This window comes from Paenibacillus naphthalenovorans, from assembly GCF_900099895.1.
GTDB lineage: Bacteria > Bacillota > Bacilli > Paenibacillales > NBRC-103111 > Paenibacillus_G > Paenibacillus_G naphthalenovorans.
On the sequence record NZ_FNDY01000039.1, the window covers coordinates 1 to 18,097 of the forward strand.

An 18,097-nucleotide genomic window follows, 5' to 3' on the forward strand; every position below is an offset into this window, starting at 1 on the left:
ACCAGTCACTCGGCGAAGCGCGCCCCATTCAGTTCTACGCCCATGAAGTAAGGCAAATCGCATCCTAAATACCGGAAGGAGGACATAACTTATTTCCTAAAAAATCATGTCTTGACTTTGGGGAGCATTACATATCGGCTTTGCTTATGAAGTTTACTGCCCCGACTGTAATTGCTTCGACGATCACTTCAGGGTCTGCGCTTGAAGCAACGGTAATGACGGGAACGTCCTTTTTGGCGAGAATGTCTTTTGTTGCATCTAATCCATCGCATCCAGACGGCTGGAGTGTTGCATTCACCACTACAACGTCCACGTCTAACTGTAAACTCGCTCGCACTGCCTCTTCTTTTGTAGCGGAAGTATTTATGAGATGAATATCCGTCTCTGTTTCGAGTAATTTAGCAAAACGACAACACCATTCGGAATCTCGGTCCACTAAAGCAACATTTATATTCTCATTGATTTTTTTAGACATCGTAGGAAATTCCCGATGTATACCCGCTTCCAATACCATTACTCTCCTCTGTTTCCCAAATAAACAAATAATAAAAACACGACCCATTTAGGCCGTGTTCGGCAAATTGGGTAACCCGGCTGTCATCACTTGAATAGTGAGAAGACCCGTGGCTTTGCGTCACTGCCTTTCGACAGCTTTGCCGTTTTCCATATACTTCACGATGCACTCTTTTCCAATTCCTTGATACGAAATCTCCAAATTTCTTGACGAATTATGGTAGCAGCTTCAACATGAATAGATGCCTTATCTTGGATAACCTCGTGAATGATCACTCAACATCCTTATAACTTTCTTTAAATATCACATTTAATACTCCCAAACAAAAGCATCAACTAGGTTTCTCTTTATTTAAATAAGCAAAACACTTGCTTGGCAAACCCCGAGTAGACATGTCACCTGCTTGGGTGATTCACCTCATAGAGAAGGTATCCAATAATAGGTACAAATCATATTTACCAATTGAATTTGCCAACTTATCAGCCCTCTATTATAGATTGCACCCGCCAGTTAAACGCTACTAACACAAATAGGCCAGCCAATTCTGGCTGAACCTGTACGTGATAATCATCAATCGCTTACTGGCTGTCCTAGCCGAAGCATCTGAAAATTCCAATAATAAAATATCGCTGCAAAACTGGTAGACCATAAGGAGTAGAATCATCTCAAAGAAGCCAACATCCGTACGCCCATGATCCTCCACTCCGTGGTTTAGAACGCTCACTTTCTTCCGGTTCCGCATTGAGACGAGCCATTTGCTCTCGGCAAAGCCTTGGGAACAGCAGAGCAGCCCTGTTCTGCCGTTTCCGATGTTTCCACTTTGTCCCCACTCCGTGTCTCAAGACGCCGAGCTTGCTTGCCTTACTCTTCTTTGTAAGGCAAGCAAGGCAGCAGCCGCGGCAAGCGCTGCACAGATCAAATACATGGAAGAGTACGAAGTCAGATCGGAAACAGGTCCCATGATGATGCCTCCCAGAGACACTCCCAGATCGGCCGTCGCAATGAACAAACCGATTAACACGCCTCGCTCCGCTTTGGGCAAAACAAAACTCAAATATGTCGTCAGAGTCGGATACAGCAGCGCTTGCGCGATGCCGAGCAGCACTGCCCCTGTGTAGAATAACGCCGCGCCCGCGCTCGGCGATAAACCGACGGCAAGCGAAGCCGTCACGAGAAGCATCATCAACCCACCAACGAAGGAGGAACGCCACTTGCCGTCGGACGGAATCCAGGATCGGAGCAGGAATCTCGCGGCCACAACGACTGCCGCCTGAATCATGAGGTAGACGGCCGCATTGCCTCCCTGAATCTGCGGCGCGTAAAGCGGCACAAACGCGGTAACCGCTCCGAATACAACCGAGGCGCTCAGCATGAGCACGCCGCAACGGAACAAGTGGGGATTGCTCCCAAGCTGGATCGTAGCTCTCAACATAGCCGCTGCCGGACTACGCCGCTCGCCTTCTCTCCCACTGGCCCCTGCCGGACCTCGTCCCTCTTCACCGCTTGCCGTATCATCCGGCTGCCCGCCAATGCGTGCCGTGAAGCCGACGATGCCGGTCAATATTGCGATGGCGATCATCGACACGGCGAACAGGCCCATTCCGCCCGTCTCTCCCGATTGCCACATGCCGATCGCCAGCAGCGGCCCGAATATGCCCGGCAGATAGGAGCACAGGGAATACATGGAGATACCCTGCGCCCGATCCTTGTCGGGGAGCGCTTCGATTACGCCGAGCTGCAGCGCCATGGAGAAGAAGGCGGTACATACGCCTTGCAGCACGCGGGCGAGGAAGTATCCCTCCAGTCCGGTGAACGTATACAGCAGCAGCGCAAGCCCATTGACGGTCAGCAGGACGCGCAGCACACGAATCGCTCCGTAACGCTGAATCAGGCCGCCTGCCCATGGCCTGAAAAACATTGTCGTCAGCAAATAAGCACCCATAATAAGGCCAATCGTCGAATTGGACGCTCCCAGTGACTCTCCCTTCAAAGGAATGATGACATTCAGAATGGAATTCCCGCTGAAATAGAGTAGCGTAAGCACATACAGCCGAAGAAACGGCCAGGACAACGCACCTTTCACTTCAAACTCTCCTTTCCTTGTTTCCTCGGTCGCTACTCTCCCCGAGACATTTCGATAATCCCTTGCGTAGCAATCCCCTTGGCATCATTACAACAGCCCGGGTGCAGCGTCATTACGACAACACCTTGCGAAGCAGTTCCTTTGCATACGGAGACTGAACGTGCCCAAGCTCCTCGGTATCGACAAGCTCCACGATCTCCCCTCCGCGAATAATCATGATCCGGTCGCAAAGATAAGCCGCCGCCTGGATATCGTGGGTAATAAAAATATAACCCATCCCATATGCCGTTCTCAGCTTCCCGAGCAAGTCCAACACCTGCATTTGAACCGAGCCGTCAAGCGAGCTTACGGCTTCATCTAGCAGGATGCACTGAGGTTCCGAGCACACCGCCCTCGCGATGCATACCCGCTGCGCCTCGCCGCCGGACAGTTCGTGCGGGTATCTCGGAAGATAGGATTCGTTCAACCCAACCTGCCTCAGCAGCTTGCCGATGTCAAACGATCCCTCCCCCTTCCCCGCAAGTCTGAGGGGTTCAAGAATCGCCTGCCGAACCGTAAAAAATGGATTGATGGACGAGGTGTAATCCTGAAAGACGGCGCTGATAGCCCCCCGCCGCACGCTTCGATCCGAGACGGGTTTCCCATCGAAAGTGATAGAGCCGCTATCCGGCTTCTCGATGCCGAGCAACAGCCGTCCCAATGTCGATTTGCCGCTGCCGCTTTCTCCAATGATGCCAAGACATTCGCCCTTCCTCCACTCGAACCCGATATCGTGCAGCACTTGATGCCGGGTTTTGCGGAGCCAGACTTGCTGCCGATACGATTTGTGAACACCTTCAACGTTCAGCAACATCCGCGCCTCCCATCAATTGATTGTAGCGGCGGCTTAACGCTTCCTTGGAGGAAACCAGGTAACGAGTATACGGATGCCGCGCGCCGGCGAAAATATCCCTGGTCGTCCCGCGCTCGACGATCTCTCCGTCCTTCATGACGAGCACGTTGTCCGCAATACGTCTCACCACGCCCAAGTCATGTGACACAAAAATCATGGCGCTGCCCAGCCGTTCACGCAAACGCAAGAATTGTTCCACCACCTCGTACGCCGTGACGGCATCCAGCGCCGTCGTCGGTTCATCGGCAATAATGACATCCGGCTCCATTACGATGGCAAGCGCGATCATGACCCGCTGCAGCATGCCGCCCGACAACTCGTGCGGATAGCGGCGCATCGCTTCAGACGGCTCCCTCAGGCCAACCGCGGCCATCGCCGCACTCAGTCTGGCTTCCGTCTCGCTCCGGCTCCAGTCGTAGTGGACGCTCAGCACCTCTTGCAGATAAACGCCAATCGGCCGCGACGGATCAAACGCGCTCATGCCGTTCTGCATAATCATGCAGAGCCGCCGCCCTCTGAACCGCCGCATCTCCTTGTCGGACAGCTTCGTCAAATCCTCTCCGTTCAACGTCACCGTCCCCGACTGCCGAAGACCTGTCCGATTCAATCGCATAATCGCTCTGCATGTCAGCGACTTGCCGCTGCCGCTCTCTCCAACGATGGCCAGACATTCCCCTTGCGCGAGCCGAAAGGAGCTGTCATGCACCAGTGCACGGCCGGAGCGCTCGTCCCGAATGCTCAAGTGTTCAACATCGAGTACATGTATTCCATTTTTGCCGTTCATCCCGCTCAAGCCACCTCCTTCCCGCGCAATCTAGGCGCAGTTCCGCCTGCACTCGCCTCCGCACGTCTGGCCGCGATCATCAGCTTGGGATCGAGCGCCTTCTGCAGCGCATCCGACAGGAAGTTCACCGCCGACACGACAATAATAATGGCAAGCCCGGGAGCCAGCATCAGTTCTGGACGGGTGAACATAACCGCTCTGGCTTCGTTCATCATCATTCCCCATTCGGGATGAGGAGCCTGAATACCGAGACCGAGGAACGACAACCCCGATATTTGCAAAATCATGGATCCAAAGGCGCCGCTGGCGATAACCGCCATCTCTGGCAGCGCCACCGGCGCGATATGCCGCGTCATAATGCCGAAGTGGCCGATGCCCAGCACCTTCGCAAACTTCACGTAGTCGGCATCCGCATATTGCATGACCGCCGTTCGAATGACGCGGGCGAACCAGGCCCACTTCATCATCACGAACGCAATCAAAATGTTGGTCAATCCCGCCCCCATCATGCCGACAATCGCCAGCGTCATGACGTAACCCGGGAACGAAAGCATGATGTCGCAGATTCGCATCAATATCGCATCCGTCTTCCCTAGGAAATAACCGGCGGCAAAGCCGAGCGCGGCTCCGATGCCAGCGGACGCCCCAAGGGCGGCAAGCACCCAGAGTACGCTTGGACGGATGCCGTAGATCAATCGCGACAAAATGCAGCGCCCCAGATGATCGTTGCCAAGCCAGTAGCTCCAGGAAGCTCCGGCGAACCGCAGCTCCATGTTGGCTTCGTTCGGAGAATGCGGGGCAATAAGGGGAGCGCATAAGCCGATTAACAGCGTTGCCGCGACGACGGCAAGAGATGCCGCCGCCAATCTGTCCTTCAGCAGTCGTTCCATCAGCTTCATTATTAGAACTCCTTCCTCAGCTTCGGATTCACCGCCGCGTTCAACAGGTCGGATGCCGTGTTAAACAGGACGAACGCAACGGCCAGCACCAGAACGTAAGCTTGTATGATAGGGAAATCTCGCCCCAGAATCGAATTAACAGTGAGCGTTCCGAGACCCGGCCAAGCGAAAATATTTTCCACGACGACCGTGCTTCCCAGGATGACCGGAATGGCAAGGCCGAACACCGATACCGCGACTTGCAGCGAGTTGCGCAGCACCTGCAAGGTCAAGCTTCTCTCCGATAACCCGCACGCTCTGCCGTAAAGCACGTAGTCCTCGTTCAGGTTGCTCAACATGGAGCTGCGTATGATTCGAAAATAAATGCCAGCATATCCGATGACGATGACCGCCACCGGCAGCACGTAGCTGCCGTACCCGTCCATGCCGCTTGTCGGCAGCAGATCAAGCTTGACCGAGAAGTACCAGACCATCAGCGCAGCCAGCCAGTAGGACGGCATCGATGTCAACAGGAAGGAGAAACTTCTGACCGAGAGGTCCAGCCACTTGCCTTCCCTCAAGGCGCAGCCGACTCCCAGCGCAATCGACAGCAAGATGATGAGCAGCGAGGAGACGAGCGTCAGCTTCAACGTGTTCAGCAAAGCCGGGCCGAGCAGCGACCATACCGGTTTGCCCGTTATGTAGGAGTCTCCGAAATCAAGCCGGAGGCACGAGACCAGCCAATCCCAATAACGGATGAGCAGCGGACGGTTCATGCCAAGCGCTTCCCTCGTCTCCGCGATCAACTCATCCGTGATGGCCGGCACGCCTTGGGCGTGCAGAACGACCTCGGCCGGATCCATAGGCGACAGCCCGTTCAAAATAAAGGTCATAAACGAAATGACAACAAGCAGCGGAACCACGACGAATAATCGTTTCAATGCGTAACCGGCCATTGCTCTTTTCCTCCATGCTTCGCTTTACTTGAAGCTCATTCGTTCGAACGGCAGCTCGAATTGCGTCTGCTTGAACGAGATTCCTTGCAAATCCTTGGGGGCGACTACCGTAACGCTGCCGTTCGTAAGCGGAATAAACACGGCTTCGTCATGCACGATCGTCAAAATATCCTTGTAAAGCGCCTTTCTGGCATCCTCGTCCGTCGACAACATCACTTCATTGATCTTGCGGTACAGCTCCTCCGCCTGGGGAATGCCGCTTGTCGTGTGCAGATAAGCCGACTCGGAAGCAAACGCGGCGATGGTGCTTTGCGGATCGTAGGCAAGACCCCACGTCTGGTTGAACAACAGGTCGTAGTCGCCCGTCGAACGGCGGTTTGCGATCGCCTGCGATTCTTCTCCGACGAGCTCCAGCTTCATGCCGATTTTACCGGCTTCGCTTTGAAGCAGCTCCGCCTGCGTCTTCTGCGAGGAGGAATTGACATCGTAATACAGCTTCATTGCAAGCTCGCGACCATCCTTCGTGCGGACCGCCGCTCCTCCGCCATTCGTCCACCCGGCTTCCTCCAGCAGCTTGGCGGCACCTTCCGGATTATAGTCCCGCTTCGGTAGCCCGACATCGGCGTAATTGACGTTGGAGGAAAACAGCGTCTCCGCAGGCGCCTCCGTGCCGCTGAAGATCGTGCGGCTGATCGTTTCGCGGTCAATGGACAACCAGATCGCTTCCCGCACCGCTTTCTCGCTGACGGGACTGGCGGCATTGCTGCTGTTCGCCACAATCATTTTCGTATTCATCGGCTCGCTCCGAACGATCTGGTAATCGCCCGAATCCGCCAGCCGCTGCATGGCCTCCACGTCGATGCTATCGGCGCCGCGGTCATCGGTGAAAACGAAATTGACTTCTCCCTTCTGCAAGGCAAGCAGCGTCGTCTCGCCGGCCGGCAGCACCTTCGCCGTAATCGTCTTGATGGCAGGCACGCCTCCCCAATAGTCCTCGTTCGCCGAGAACTTTGCGAATTGCTCCGTCACATGTTCGTCGAGCTTGTAAGGTCCCGTGCCGTTATAACCGGCAACCCCGTCCTTCGTCTCCCCGTTCAGGAAGTCCTTCGGCGAGAGGAAGACGTACGGACGCGTCATCGACAATTCAAGCAGCGTCGGATAATAAGTATCTTTCAGCGTCAATTGGACGGTGTGCTCGTCAATGACGTCGACCTGATCCAGCACGGTCGACAGCTTGATCCAGGCATGTTTGGCCGCATTGCTTTGAACGGCTTCGATGTTCAGCTTGACCGCTTCGGTGTTAAACGGCTCGCCGTCGTGGAATTTTACGTTTTTCCTTAAGTGAAAGGTATAGACTTTGCCATCCTCCGAGATGTCCCATGATTCCGCGAGCAGCGGCTTAATGCCTTCCGGCGTATTCTCCACCAGCGATTCGTACACGATGGCTTGAGCGGCCATCGATCCCGGATACAGGTGCGGATTCATGTCGTTGATGTCTTTCGCCGCGGCGTATACCAGCTCCCGCGTTTGTTCGGCCGCCCCCGGCTTATTGTTGTTGCCGCCGCTGCATCCGGCCAGCAATACGATGACCAGAAGGGATACCAGTAGTACGGGTGCTTTGATTCTTTTCATGTTTTGACGCTCCTTTTTCTAAAATAGTAAAAATTACGAATATATGGCTATTTGATTGTAATAATAACTATTATCATTTGTCAATTCATTTTTTTCCCATCCCAAGCCGCAAAAAAAACGTTGACGCACTGCCAATATTTTACTATGATGATGTCGAGTTTATTCGTAATTATTACTAATTTTCAAATTCTGGACGAAGTCGTCCACATTCTGCACCATATCGGAGGGTTGTTCCAATGAATCAGGAGATTGATTTCGTCAAATGCAGTCCCGCAAGCAACATGACGATTCTTATCATGGGCGAGTTGCCCGCCGATCAGCATGCCCACATCGCCTCCCAGATCATGGACTATAGCCATCTCTGCGCGGAGCAAGTCGGTTTTGTCGAAAAGCCGACCCTTCCCGGCTGTGCCGCCAAACTTCGGATGGCAGGGGGCGAATTTTGCGGCAATGCCTGCCTTGCACTCGCGGCGTGTCTAGCGTCGGAGCGAACGCTGCGGCCAGGCGAAACTCTGGAAATGCCGCTGGAGGTGTCGGGCGCGGAGTTTCCCGTGTTTTGCCGCGTGGAGAAATTGGACAGGGACTATATGTGCGAAGCCGGCATGCCGATTCCAACCGCGGTAGAGAACGCCGTCATCCCTTTCGAAGGTTTGCTGCTGGAGCTGGGTATCGTCCGTTACGGCGGCTTCTTCCATCTGGTCATCGACAACGAGCGCTTCGCGCTTGAGCCGGCTGCAGCCGAACGACTGGCGAAATTGCTTGGCGTCGTGTCGGGGGATAACTTGGTCGGCGTCATGCTGTACCGTCCCTCCTCGCGCGAGCTTGCTCCGCTGATCTACATCCCCGCGCTCGGCAGCTTGATCTGGGAGCGAGGCTGCGGCTCGGGAACGGCTTCGGTGGGTTGTTACCTGGCCTGGAACGGCCGCGACTCTGTAGACGTGCCCGTGCATCAGCCAGGAGGCATCATTCATGTACACGTTAGCTGGAACGGAGGGGAGATCACCGGCGTGACCATCGAATCCGCCGTCGGCATCGTCGCCAGAGGCAAAACTTATGTCGACGATTGCATCCAATATTCATTACAAGGAGGAAACGGATAACATGGAACTTCTATATCGATCATTGCTGCAATTTCGCGACAAATTCGTACAGGCAGCCGCGCAATATGACGGCATCTCCCGCAACAATCATGAGCTGCAGCAAACAATAGACGACTATTCCGCCTTCATCACCGATGCGAACAATCAACGGTTATGGGCGGAGCTTAACCCCGGAGACGTTCAGGAGCTCCATCCGCTTGTGATGCAACTGCGGGACATATCGGCGCGTTGCGTCGCCATTATGGAAAAATATCGCGCGCTCAAGCTGCTGCATGGCGGTGATGACAGGCATGAGTACTTTCATCACATTGAGGCTTCCATCGAAAAGGAATTCGGGAGCTTCACGGTAACCGCCGATTCCAAGATGTTGTTGATTGGCTCGGGTGCGTTCCCGATGACGCCGTTGCTGATCGCCAAACGAACAGGCGCCGAGGTGATTGGTATCGACATTGACCGGGAAGCCGTGGATTTGGGCAGGAAGGTCGTCGAACGACTCGGCCCGTATCTGCCCATCCGGCTGGAGAACGTTCCGCTGGAGCGGCTGCAGGATATCGGCACGGTTACGCACATCATTATCAGTTCCACGGTGTCCGTCAAATACGAGCTCCTCGACCTGCTGCATGAGGCGACTCAGCCGGAAGTCGTCGTAGCTATGCGATACGGGAACGGCTTGAAGGCGCTCTTCAACTATCCCATGGAGGAAGTGGATGACGGCAAATGGCAGCTCAATGAAACGACGGTACGGCCGGGACATGTATTCGATGTGGCGTTGTACCGCAAAGCGCCGGCTCCGGCCCCGGCAAGGGAGGTCTTGAGATGAACCTTCTTCGCAGCGTTCTCATCGCAGGAACAGGCCCCGCAGCCGTACAACTTGCCGTGCTTCTCAAGCGATTGCGGAACAGCCACGTGGGCATCGCCGGACGAAAGTCCGTTCTCTCCGCTCCATTCTTCGATGCGCTTCGCTGGAACGGCGGGACGGTTGCCGTCGAAACAAGCGGTCCGCAACATAAAGCGCTTCAAGGCGAGTGCCGCGTGGACGCCGTGTTCCAGGATTTGGGAACCATTGAGGAACAGTGGGATACGCTCATATTGGCGGTAACGGCGGATGCTTATGTGTCCGTGCTCGCGCAGCTACCGCCACGGCTGCTGCACAGCTTGCGCTGCGTTGCGCTTCTCTCCCCGACTTTCGGCTCGGGCGCGCTCATCCGCCATTATCTGAAGGAACAAGGCTGCGACGCCGAGGTGCTCAGCTTCTCCACCTACCTGGGGGACACGCGACGGACGGGCGATAAGCCGCCAACCCATGTTCTGACGACGGCAGTCAAACGCAAGGTGTATGCGGGAGCGGCGGGATGGCCCTCCGAGTCCGTGGAGACGTTCCGGCGATTGTACGAAGATGCGGGCATCGCGCTGGAACCGCTGGATTCGGCGCTTGCGGCCGAGACGCGCAACATCTCGTTGTACGTGCATCCGCCTTTGTTTATGAACGACTTCTCGCTCGGCGTCATTTTCAGCGGCCAAGCCATTCCGAAGTTTGTGTACAAGCTGTTCCCGGAGGGCCCCATTACGCCCACTCTCATACGGGAAATGCTGGAGCAATGGAAGGAGATATCCGCTCTCGCCCGGATGCTTCGCTTGGAGCCGCTCAACCTGCTGCAATTCATGGTCGACGATAATTACCCGGTCAGGCCGGAAAGCTTGTCCCGCCAGTACATTGACGGTTTCCCCGAGCTAGATCCCATCCATCAGCAATATTCGTTATACGTTCGTTACGCGTCCCTGCTGATCGATCCCTACTCGGAGCCGGATCGGGACGGCCGGTACTTCGACTTCTCCGCCGTTCCGCTCCGCCCCGTGTTCGTCAATCAGGAAGGAGCCTGGGATATTCCGAGAATGCCGAAGGAAGATTATTACCGGATCAAAATGATACAAGGCCTCTCTCGCGCAGCCGGCTTGCCTTGCCCGACCATCGACGGGTTCGTCGACCGATATGAGCGGCACTTGCTAAGCGCAGCGGAGTTGCTTACGGGCCGTCCATTGTCGGAAGCCTTTACGCCCCAAAGCTTCGAGGGCGATGTCCGGCGCATCTGTGCGGAGCTGCTTCAGATCGACGCTGCCAAGACCTGAGCCGGAGCGGAGCAACCACACAGAACGAAAGCATGGCCGCCCAGATGGATGAGCGGCCATGCTTTTTGACGTTTTGAGCGTTTCTAGCAGGCTAATGACGACGGTTATCATATCACTTCCATCATGACAGCTCCAAAGCGCGTAAAGCGTTTGCCATATCCTGCTTGGAGAAATGATCGCCGATAAATATGGAAACGTTCGATGTCTCTACATCCGAACGTATCGAAAATATGTCCAGATCGCCATGGGTATATTGGAATAAGCTCGGAAAAGCTCGTCCCGCAAACCGGATCAGCCCCTTGGCCCGGTACACATTCGGCGGCAGCAAGGCAAGGAAGCCTTCAAACGCTTCCCGTTCCACTTCCTTCTCGAAATAATGAGTATATGGTGTTAAACGAAATTAGCGCCCTCACTGATATACTCACACAATAAGTTTTATGGCCTTTTCAGGTTTTCATTATCGAGGTTCGGACATCTAAGGTTGCATATGACGAATTCCTTCGAAGCCGCATTACATAACTATCCCTTTATCCAGATAGTGATTGATCAATTACTATTGATCGCTAAAAGAGAACCGTTTCTTCTTTGCAGCGCGCGAACCGTGGCCGAGATTCCCTCTTCAAAAGACGTCGCCCGCACTGGTCCAATCAGCCGCTCATATTTGTCCCCGCTCAGCGAGCCTAGTCTTGCCCTTCCTTGTATGAGGCTGTTTCGGATGCTCCTTTGTAATTGATCAATCACTTACTATATTGCAATGTATCATATAGTGATTGATTGGTCAATCACTAATTTGAATTCAATGTTCCCGCCCCTCACCTTTCCTTCAATTCGGGCATGTCCAGCGCCAGCGCAATGTTGCAGATCATCCCCCGGGCCAGAAACAGCATCGTCCGTTCCTTGGCATTCGGAATGCCGGCTTTGGTGAAAGCGTCCAGCACCATGCGGCGGACTTCCCCGAGTCCATTGCGCATCGCTTCTTGGATCGAGTCTTCCCGGATCGTCTGTGCCTGCATCTGAAGCAGAACCTCATTCTGGTAGGAATCCAGAATATCCTCATAGGCCTGAATAAGGCCGGTCTCTAGTTGTTCCGGCGAAGCGGATTCCACAACCTTGCGGAAGGATTCGATCACCCGTGACCAGGACACCTCCAGCGCCGCAAGTAACAATGTTTCTTTGGTTGAGAAAAACCGGAATATATAGGGCTGCGAAATCTTGGCCCGTTTCGCGACTTGTGCCGTCGTGGCCCGGAAAAATCCGATCTCCGCAAACACTTCGATCGCTGCGGATATGATTTCCGATTTGCGGTTTACCGAGATCGTCTCGGACTTTGACATCGGATTGACGCCTCCTTCGCAAGTTAGTGATTCAGCAATTATGTTATTATACAAGAAAAATACCTTGGTATCAATTCAGCATCATTCCCGACGTTTCAGGAATAGAAAAACGGAACAGGTCCCCAGCGTTCGCCGGGGACCATGCCAATACTTTTCCTTTATTTATTCAAAACATTACTTCAAAACCCTCAGAGTGGGTGCTTCGTTTTCAGGAAGAGCTGACTTTCCAAGCTCTTCGATCTTGTCCTGCACCTGCTTGATGAGCTCTTGATTGAATTCCAGTGCGGACTTATATTCCGTATTATAACTGATGCCGAGCAGCGCTTTATCATACCGGGAAAAAGTTATTAAAGCCATTTCCCCATTTTCGCCCGTGATATCCATTGAAATCGTCGGATCATTGTTGCTGTAGCCCTGGCCGTTGTATTCAACCGACTTCACAGCGCTATGAACAACGTTATATTTTTCCGCCAGTTTTTTTGCCAGCTCAACATATTCCTGCGGATTTTTAGCAAGGGCCGAATCAAAGGCTACTGAAACCTTTTCATCCAGCGTTCTGCTGCGGCCTATGGTAAATAATTCTCCTGTTACAGAGTCTACGGAGAAATAATAATTGCGCTCGCCGTTGATCAGCACATCCGCATACCACCTCGAACGGGGAAGGCCTTCGTTTGCCTGTTGATAGCCCATTTCAATGGCTTGGCCCTCTAAGTTCAGGTCAAATACCTCCCAAAGGGCCTGGGCGCCAATCTCCGCTGCTTCTTCTTTTGTTAAATCCTTGCTGGTTGGCGTTTGGTTGCGGTAGTTTTCAAGGTCAATGGCTCCCACCGTATAATTGGCTTTTTTGTAGCCATCCGGCAAGCTGTTTGGTGCCGCTTGGAACGGACCGGCTGCAGCATTCGCATATTTTGTAGGGATCACATGGGTTTGTTTGAACTCCGATACCGTTACTGCCTGTGTAAATCCCTGGAACAATAAGGTGTTGGCCCCAATGATCACTGCGGATGCGAATATGGTTTTTTTCAAGCTTTTCATTTGAATCACTCCTTCATCGTTATGTTTGTGATCACATTAAGCAGTGTAAAATGGCCGGATTATCGAATCATCATCAAGTTATTATGAAGTTGTAAAAATGATTTTTGCTGTCGTTCCTTCGCCAAGTTGGCTCGTAAACTCCAGTTCCGCGCCATGACGCAGAACAATCTGTTTACAGATAGCAAGGCCTAATCCGGTGCCGCCGTCCCTGCGGTTTCGTGAATTCTCCGCGCGGTAAAAGGGCTCGGTAATATGCCGTAGTACTTCGGAGGTCATCCCTTTACCGTTATCCTGGATGTAAACCGTTTTCTTTCCGGCTTCCACGACGGCACGCACGATAATATGACCGCCCGTACCGCACGCCTTTATCGCATTGTCGATTAGATTGATAAACAGACTTTCCAGCAAGCAGGCATCTCCCCAAAGAACATCCATTTCACAAAGAAATTCCATTTGTATTTCTTTTTCCGTAAGCTTATTATGCAGTGTCTGCTTGACCGATTGAAAAAGAGCGGATACGTTTTGCGCTTCCCAGGCGATCTGATCATTCTTAAGATTTGCCAGTTCGAGTAATTGATTGGCCATGATCTGCAATCGCCGGCTTTCCGACATAATATAGCTGATCGCGGATAGCCTGTCATCCTCCGTCAGGGCCGCCTTTTGCATATATTCCGCATATCCGTAGATTGCGGTCAAGGGTGTACGGAGCTCATGGGCAAAATTATCAATAAACTGTTGCTTTTTTTCTGCGGCGGTGATCAGCTCCGTCATTTGACGCTGGATTTCCTCCGCCATATGATTGAAGCTTTGAGCCATTTCGGAAAGCTCATCATGACCGGATACCGGAAGCCTGGTTTCGTATGCGCCGGCCGCGATCTTGCGGGAGGTTTGAGAAATCTGCGACAAGGGCTTGAATATTCGATTCAGAATGAAAAGAAGACCTAAAGCATGCAAACCGGAAAGAATCAACCCCGCGAAAAACAGCATGTTTTTCATTTGTTCCCATGCGGTGATGGCATCCGACGCATCGTAAAGATAAACCATAGTATAGACCTCATACGGCGCAGGAAGCTTTCCCGAAACAATGACATAGGTGCTGTCATCTGATTTTTGTATAGAAGCCAGTCGGTTTCCGTCCTCCGGCGGCTCCATGAAACGGCTCTGCAATACGATTTCCTGCCGATTGGAATAGACAAGCTGATGGCCCTTGTAAAGCGCCAGATAAACCTTTTTATCCCCGGACAGATAACGGTATGGCTGGAGCAGAGAATCTAAAGAGCTCTTAATATCAATTCCGCGGCTTTCCACAGCATGAAAATCCTTTGTAAGCGCTGAGGTGATAAAATAGTGTTCGCGCAAACTTCTTTCTTCCGCACGATGAACCGTATCTTTGAATGTAGTGACACAAATGATGAATATTCCAAGATTGAAAGATAACAGAAAAAGGACAAGTGTTGTCAAAAAGGTCCGGTGTTTCATTGGTTTACCTCCAAGCGGTAGCCCAGCTTGTAGACCGTTTTGATCATATTCTCCCAGCCCAATTTTTTACGCAGCTTTTGGATGTGAACATCAATCGTACGGGTATCGCCTTCATAATCATAGCCCCACACTAGCTCCAGAAGTCTTTCTCTGGACAATGCAATATTGCGGTTTTTTACCAGCACCTCTAACAATTCAAATTCTTTAGGGGTGCATTCCACAAGCTGTCCCATATAGAATACCTGGCGGCTGTCAAAATCAATCCTCACAGCCCCCGCTTCAAAGCAACTTTTATTTTTTTGGGTTCGCCGCAGCACTGCTTCTACGCGAGCCAATAGTTCCAACATTTCAAAGGGCTTGGTCAAATAATCGTCAGCCCCCATAGAAAAACCCTTAATGCGATCGGATAAACTGCTGCGTACCGTTAAGAAAATCGTGGGCGTTTCGTGTACTTTTTTAAACACTTCAAACCCGTCAATTTCAGGAAGCATGATATCTAAAATGATCAGATCATAGGTATGGCGTTCTATTTCAGAAATGGCCGTTTTTCCATCAAAAACAGAAGTGCAGTGATGCCCTACAAGCTGCAAATTCCTTTTGACCAGTTCATTGATCGATATTTCATCCTCAACAATTAAAATGGCCGCCAATACGGCTCGCCTCCTTTTTCTGCAATCATATTATTATTGTTTTGTTATAGAGTTGTAAAAGCGGGTCATGGCGATTGGCACCACAACAATATTACCGTTGGATAGGTTTGCGTCCATTCACTCTATTATGACGATCGAAAAGGAAGGATTTCTCCAGCATTCTGAACTTAAACCAATCAAGGAGTGAATCCATTGAAGCAGGAGGAACGCAGACAGCAAACCATACAATTGCTTCTTAATTCAACGAAAGCGTTAATACGAGAAAAAGGGTCAATGCCCGAGATACACTTTACGTGTTGTTGGCTGTGACCCCTCAGCCCCCCAACAAAACAAAAAAAGATCCTTATCTCTAGTCATCTATGGACCAATGAGATAAGGACCTTATGCTTTAAGCTCCTAAATGAATCTTACGCGCGGGAAATGTATTTGCCTTCACGCGTGTCGATCAGGAGGACGTCGCCCTCGTTGATGAAGAGCGGCACCTGTACGTTCAGGCCGGTTTCGACCTTGGCGTTCTTGGTCGCGCCGGTTGCGGTGTTTCCTTTGATGCCCGGTTCGGTTTCAACCACTTTCAGCTCAACGCTGTTCGGCAGGTTAATACCGAGGATTTCGCCTTGGAAGCTCATGATATTGATCATCATGTTCTCGCGGAGGAAGTTCAGCTCCCACTCGATTTGCTTCTCGTCCAGGGTGATTTGATCGAACGTTTCCGTATCCATGAATGTATGCTCTTTGCCGCTGGCATACAGGTATTGCATTTGACGGTTCTCGATGTGGGCGCGGCTGACGTTCTCGCCGGCACGGAAAGTGCGCTCAACGATGTTGCCGTTACGCAGGTTTTTCAGCTTGGAACGGACGAACGCAGCGCCTTTGCCCGGTTTTACGTGTTGGAAGTCAATAACGGTGAACAAATCTCCGTCTACTTCGATGGTCAAGCCTGTTTTAAAATCGTTAACTGAAATCACTACAAATACCTCCCTGAAAATGTGAGCAGACGGCAGTCCCGAAGAAAACGCGGAAAACCCCGCGGCACAAACAGCTTGCCGCTACCTAGATGAATAAAGTTATGGAATCACGATCAAGTCTTTGCTTGATTGTGTTAACCTACGATTGCCTGTGTCTGTAATGACGATATCATCTTCAATGCGGACGCCTCCAAAGCCAGGTATATAGATACCGGGTTCCACGGTAACGGTCATTCCCGGTGCAAGAACCGTATCTCCTGTTATGGAGAGCCGCGGCGCCTCATGGATTTCCATACCCAAGCCGTGTCCGGTGCCGTGACCGAATAAGTCGCCATAGCCGTAGCGCTTGATCACGTCACGAGCGACAGCATCCGCCTCACGTCCGGTCATGCCGGAGCGAATCCGGTCCAGCGCCTCCAGCTGAGCTTCCAGCACGATGTTGTAGATCTCCCTGTGCTTGTCCGTAGGCTTGCCGAGTACGACCGTACGGGTAATATCGGAGCAGTAGCCTTTATAGTAGGCTCCAAAATCCAGCTTGACGAATTCATTCGTACCAATGACTTTTTTGCTGGCCTTGCCATGAGGCAGGGCGGAGCGTTCGCCAGAGGCCACGATCGTTTCAAAGGATGTCGAGGCAGCGCCATGGGCACGAACATACATCTCGATTTCAAGCGCAATATCGAGCTCCTTCATGCCTGGCTTCAGTATACCGAGGATGTACTCAAACGTCCGATCGGCCAATTCTGCCGCTTCCTGCATGACCGCAAGCTCGCCTTCGTCCTTCACCATCCGAAGAGTTTCAACGACGGAGTCCGTCGGAATGAGCTCTACGCCGCCAAGAATCCCGGCACAAGCCTGATACACACCGTAGGTCATGTCGTTTTGCTCGAAGCCGAGCTTGGTCAGGCCCGCATGAGCCAGAAGCTCTTTGACCGTCTCCATAGCTTTAGGCGCATGCTCAATAACTTCGTAGCCGACCGCCTGCTGGGGGGCCTGAGTCATGTAGCGGAAATCCGTAAGCAGAATAGCCCGGTCTTCCGTGATCAACACGTAGCCTGACGATCCGGTAAACCCTGTCATGTACATGCGATTGGTTGCATTCGTAATGAGCAGCGCCTGAAGCCCTTGCTCCTGCATCAGACTGCGAAGCCGCAGAATCCGTTCCTCCTGCATCCGCTATCCCTCCGAACGTTCAATATATTGGACCAATGCGTTGAGACCCAATTCATAACCGTACGCGCCGAACCCTGCAATTTGACCGATCGCTACCGGAGCGATCACGGAAACATGACGGAACGATTCCCTTTTATGAATGTTGGAAATATGTACTTCAACCACCGGTATATTGACAGCACTTACGGCATCGCGGATGGCATAGCTGTAATGCGTAAAGGCACCCGGGTTGAACAGGATACCGTCCTTTGTCCCGTAAGCCGCGTGAATGCGATCAATCAGTTCGCCTTCATGATTGGACTGGAACGCTTCAAGCCCTACTCCAAGCTCTTCCGCCAGCTTGGACAGCCGGTCCGTTATCGATTGAAGCGACAGCGCACCGTAAACACCCGGTTCCCGAATACCGAGCATATTCAAATTGGGCCCGTTCAATAACAGTATTTGTTTCATCCGATTTCCCCCCAACCGATCAAACAGCACATACCTATCTATTTT

Annotated in this window: 18 protein-coding genes, 1 pseudogene and 1 riboswitch; of the genes and pseudogenes, 3 read left to right on the top strand and 16 right to left on the bottom strand. The window is 52.4% G+C overall.

All coding sequences use genetic code 11. From position 1 onward, the window contains the following. Positions 1-127: 127 nt before the first annotated feature. The 8 genes from BLT35_RS23115 to BLT35_RS27680 form a co-directional block, all read right to left on the bottom strand. Positions 128-508: a response regulator gene (locus BLT35_RS23115; protein WP_074729859.1), complete on the bottom strand. Its 381-nt coding sequence runs from the start codon at positions 506-508 to the stop codon at positions 128-130. 73 nt (positions 509-581) lie between these two features. Continuing rightward, positions 582-668, bottom strand: a riboswitch (cyclic di-GMP riboswitch). A 684-nt stretch (positions 669-1,352) separates the two neighbouring features. Then, positions 1,353-2,597: a staphylopine family metallophore export MFS transporter CntE gene (gene cntE / locus BLT35_RS23120; protein WP_054818837.1), complete on the bottom strand. Its 1,245-nt coding sequence runs from the start codon at positions 2,595-2,597 to the stop codon at positions 1,353-1,355. Between the two features lie 112 nt (positions 2,598-2,709). Next, entirely contained in the window at positions 2,710-3,447 is a 738-nt protein-coding gene (locus BLT35_RS23125) for an ABC transporter ATP-binding protein (protein ID WP_074729879.1), read from the bottom strand. Beyond that, positions 3,434-4,273: a staphylopine uptake ABC transporter ATP-binding protein CntD gene (gene cntD, locus BLT35_RS23130; protein ID WP_054818842.1), complete on the bottom strand. Its 840-nt coding sequence runs from the start codon at positions 4,271-4,273 to the stop codon at positions 3,434-3,436. The genes BLT35_RS23125 and cntD overlap by 14 nt, the downstream gene beginning before the upstream one ends. Positions 4,274-4,278: 5 nt before the next feature. After that, positions 4,279-5,172 carry a staphylopine uptake ABC transporter permease subunit CntC gene (cntC, locus tag BLT35_RS23135; RefSeq protein WP_074729860.1) on the bottom strand — a complete coding sequence of 298 codons (894 nt, stop codon included), beginning with the start codon at positions 5,170-5,172 and terminating at the stop codon, positions 4,279-4,281. Positions 5,173-5,174: 2 nt separating this feature from the next. Next, entirely contained in the window at positions 5,175-6,107 is a 933-nt protein-coding gene (gene opp1B / locus BLT35_RS23140) for a nickel/cobalt ABC transporter permease (protein WP_054818836.1), read from the bottom strand. Between the two features lie 24 nt (positions 6,108-6,131). Next, on the bottom strand, positions 6,132-7,739 hold the full coding sequence (gene cntA / locus BLT35_RS23145; RefSeq protein WP_074729861.1) for a staphylopine-dependent metal ABC transporter substrate-binding lipoprotein: 1,608 nt from the start codon (positions 7,737-7,739) through the stop codon (positions 6,132-6,134). Positions 7,740-7,921: 182 nt separating this feature from the next. Next, complete coding sequence (locus BLT35_RS27680; RefSeq protein ID WP_254777646.1) at positions 7,922-8,098, bottom strand: hypothetical protein; 177 nt, start codon at positions 8,096-8,098, stop codon at positions 7,922-7,924. On the opposite strand from BLT35_RS27680, the gene BLT35_RS23150 reads away from it, so the two are divergent. Genes BLT35_RS23150 through BLT35_RS23160 form a run of 3 tightly spaced genes read left to right on the top strand, consistent with a single transcriptional unit; the run spans position 8,036 to position 10,966 of the window. Continuing rightward, a complete protein-coding gene (locus BLT35_RS23150) occupies positions 8,036-8,839 on the top strand; it encodes a histidine racemase CntK family protein (RefSeq protein ID WP_496559592.1) in 804 nt (267 codons plus the stop codon). The two genes, BLT35_RS27680 and BLT35_RS23150, sit on opposite strands and share 63 nt — an antisense overlap. Position 8,840: 1 nt before the next feature. Then, complete coding sequence (locus tag BLT35_RS23155; protein WP_074729862.1) at positions 8,841-9,659, top strand: class I SAM-dependent methyltransferase; 819 nt, start codon at positions 8,841-8,843, stop codon at positions 9,657-9,659. Beyond that, positions 9,656-10,966: an opine metallophore biosynthesis dehydrogenase gene (locus tag BLT35_RS23160; protein WP_074729863.1), complete on the top strand. Its 1,311-nt coding sequence runs from the start codon at positions 9,656-9,658 to the stop codon at positions 10,964-10,966. The genes BLT35_RS23155 and BLT35_RS23160 overlap by 4 nt, the downstream gene beginning before the upstream one ends. Before the next feature lie 121 nt (positions 10,967-11,087). On the opposite strand, the pseudogene BLT35_RS23165 reads toward BLT35_RS23160, so the two are convergent. The 8 genes and pseudogenes from BLT35_RS23165 to aroQ all read right to left on the bottom strand — a co-directional run. Beyond that, positions 11,088-11,330: pseudogene (locus tag BLT35_RS23165) on the bottom strand (CobW C-terminal domain-containing protein); the annotation flags it as partial. 448 nt (positions 11,331-11,778) lie between these two features. Continuing rightward, the gene (locus BLT35_RS23175) at positions 11,779-12,300 is read right to left on the bottom strand and encodes a TetR/AcrR family transcriptional regulator (protein WP_062408989.1); all 522 of its coding nucleotides are present in this window, start codon (positions 12,298-12,300) and stop codon (positions 11,779-11,781) included. A 174-nt stretch (positions 12,301-12,474) separates the two neighbouring features. Then, entirely contained in the window at positions 12,475-13,335 is an 861-nt protein-coding gene (locus BLT35_RS23180) for a hypothetical protein (RefSeq protein WP_062408990.1), read from the bottom strand. A gap of 81 nt (positions 13,336-13,416) precedes the next feature. Continuing rightward, a complete protein-coding gene (locus BLT35_RS23185) occupies positions 13,417-14,814 on the bottom strand; it encodes a sensor histidine kinase (RefSeq protein WP_074729865.1) in 1,398 nt (465 codons plus the stop codon). After that, positions 14,811-15,464, bottom strand: coding sequence for a response regulator transcription factor (locus BLT35_RS23190; protein WP_054818831.1), 654 nt, complete (start codon positions 15,462-15,464; stop codon positions 14,811-14,813). The genes BLT35_RS23185 and BLT35_RS23190 overlap by 4 nt, the downstream gene beginning before the upstream one ends. 407 nt (positions 15,465-15,871) lie before the next feature. Beyond that, positions 15,872-16,429: an elongation factor P gene (gene efp / locus BLT35_RS23195; protein WP_054818830.1), complete on the bottom strand. Its 558-nt coding sequence runs from the start codon at positions 16,427-16,429 to the stop codon at positions 15,872-15,874. Positions 16,430-16,528: 99 nt separating this feature from the next. Then, a complete protein-coding gene (locus BLT35_RS23200; RefSeq protein WP_074729866.1) occupies positions 16,529-17,602 on the bottom strand; it encodes a M24 family metallopeptidase in 1,074 nt (357 codons plus the stop codon). 3 nt (positions 17,603-17,605) lie between these two features. Next, on the bottom strand, positions 17,606-18,052 hold the full coding sequence (aroQ, locus tag BLT35_RS23205; RefSeq protein ID WP_054818829.1) for a type II 3-dehydroquinate dehydratase: 447 nt from the start codon (positions 18,050-18,052) through the stop codon (positions 17,606-17,608). Between the last annotated feature and the right edge of the window lie 45 nt (positions 18,053-18,097).

What these genes read in the sequence shown, in the direction of transcription:
- BLT35_RS23155 (WP_074729862.1), top strand. Translation starts at nt 8,841, where the DNA reads ATGGAACTTCTATATCGATCATTGCTGCAATTTCGCGACAAATTCGTA.
- BLT35_RS23200 (WP_074729866.1), bottom strand. Translation starts at nt 17,602, where the DNA reads ATGCAGGAGGAACGGATTCTGCGGCTTCGCAGTCTGATGCAGGAGCAA.
- BLT35_RS23175 (WP_062408989.1), bottom strand. Translation starts at nt 12,300, where the DNA reads ATGTCAAAGTCCGAGACGATCTCGGTAAACCGCAAATCGGAAATCATA.
- BLT35_RS23185 (WP_074729865.1), bottom strand. Translation starts at nt 14,814, where the DNA reads ATGAAACACCGGACCTTTTTGACAACACTTGTCCTTTTTCTGTTATCT.
- aroQ (WP_054818829.1), bottom strand. Translation starts at nt 18,052, where the DNA reads ATGAAACAAATACTGTTATTGAACGGGCCCAATTTGAATATGCTCGGT.
- cntA (WP_074729861.1), bottom strand. Translation starts at nt 7,739, where the DNA reads ATGAAAAGAATCAAAGCACCCGTACTACTGGTATCCCTTCTGGTCATC.
- opp1B (WP_054818836.1), bottom strand. Translation starts at nt 6,107, where the DNA reads ATGGCCGGTTACGCATTGAAACGATTATTCGTCGTGGTTCCGCTGCTT.
- BLT35_RS23180 (WP_062408990.1), bottom strand. Translation starts at nt 13,335, where the DNA reads ATGAAAAGCTTGAAAAAAACCATATTCGCATCCGCAGTGATCATTGGG.
- BLT35_RS23150 (WP_496559592.1), top strand. Translation starts at nt 8,036, where the DNA reads ATGGGCGAGTTGCCCGCCGATCAGCATGCCCACATCGCCTCCCAGATC.
- BLT35_RS27680 (WP_254777646.1), bottom strand. Translation starts at nt 8,098, where the DNA reads ATGGCTATAGTCCATGATCTGGGAGGCGATGTGGGCATGCTGATCGGC.
- cntD (WP_054818842.1), bottom strand. Translation starts at nt 4,273, where the DNA reads ATGAACGGCAAAAATGGAATACATGTACTCGATGTTGAACACTTGAGC.
- cntC (WP_074729860.1), bottom strand. Translation starts at nt 5,172, where the DNA reads ATGAAGCTGATGGAACGACTGCTGAAGGACAGATTGGCGGCGGCATCT.
- BLT35_RS23160 (WP_074729863.1), top strand. Translation starts at nt 9,656, where the DNA reads ATGAACCTTCTTCGCAGCGTTCTCATCGCAGGAACAGGCCCCGCAGCC.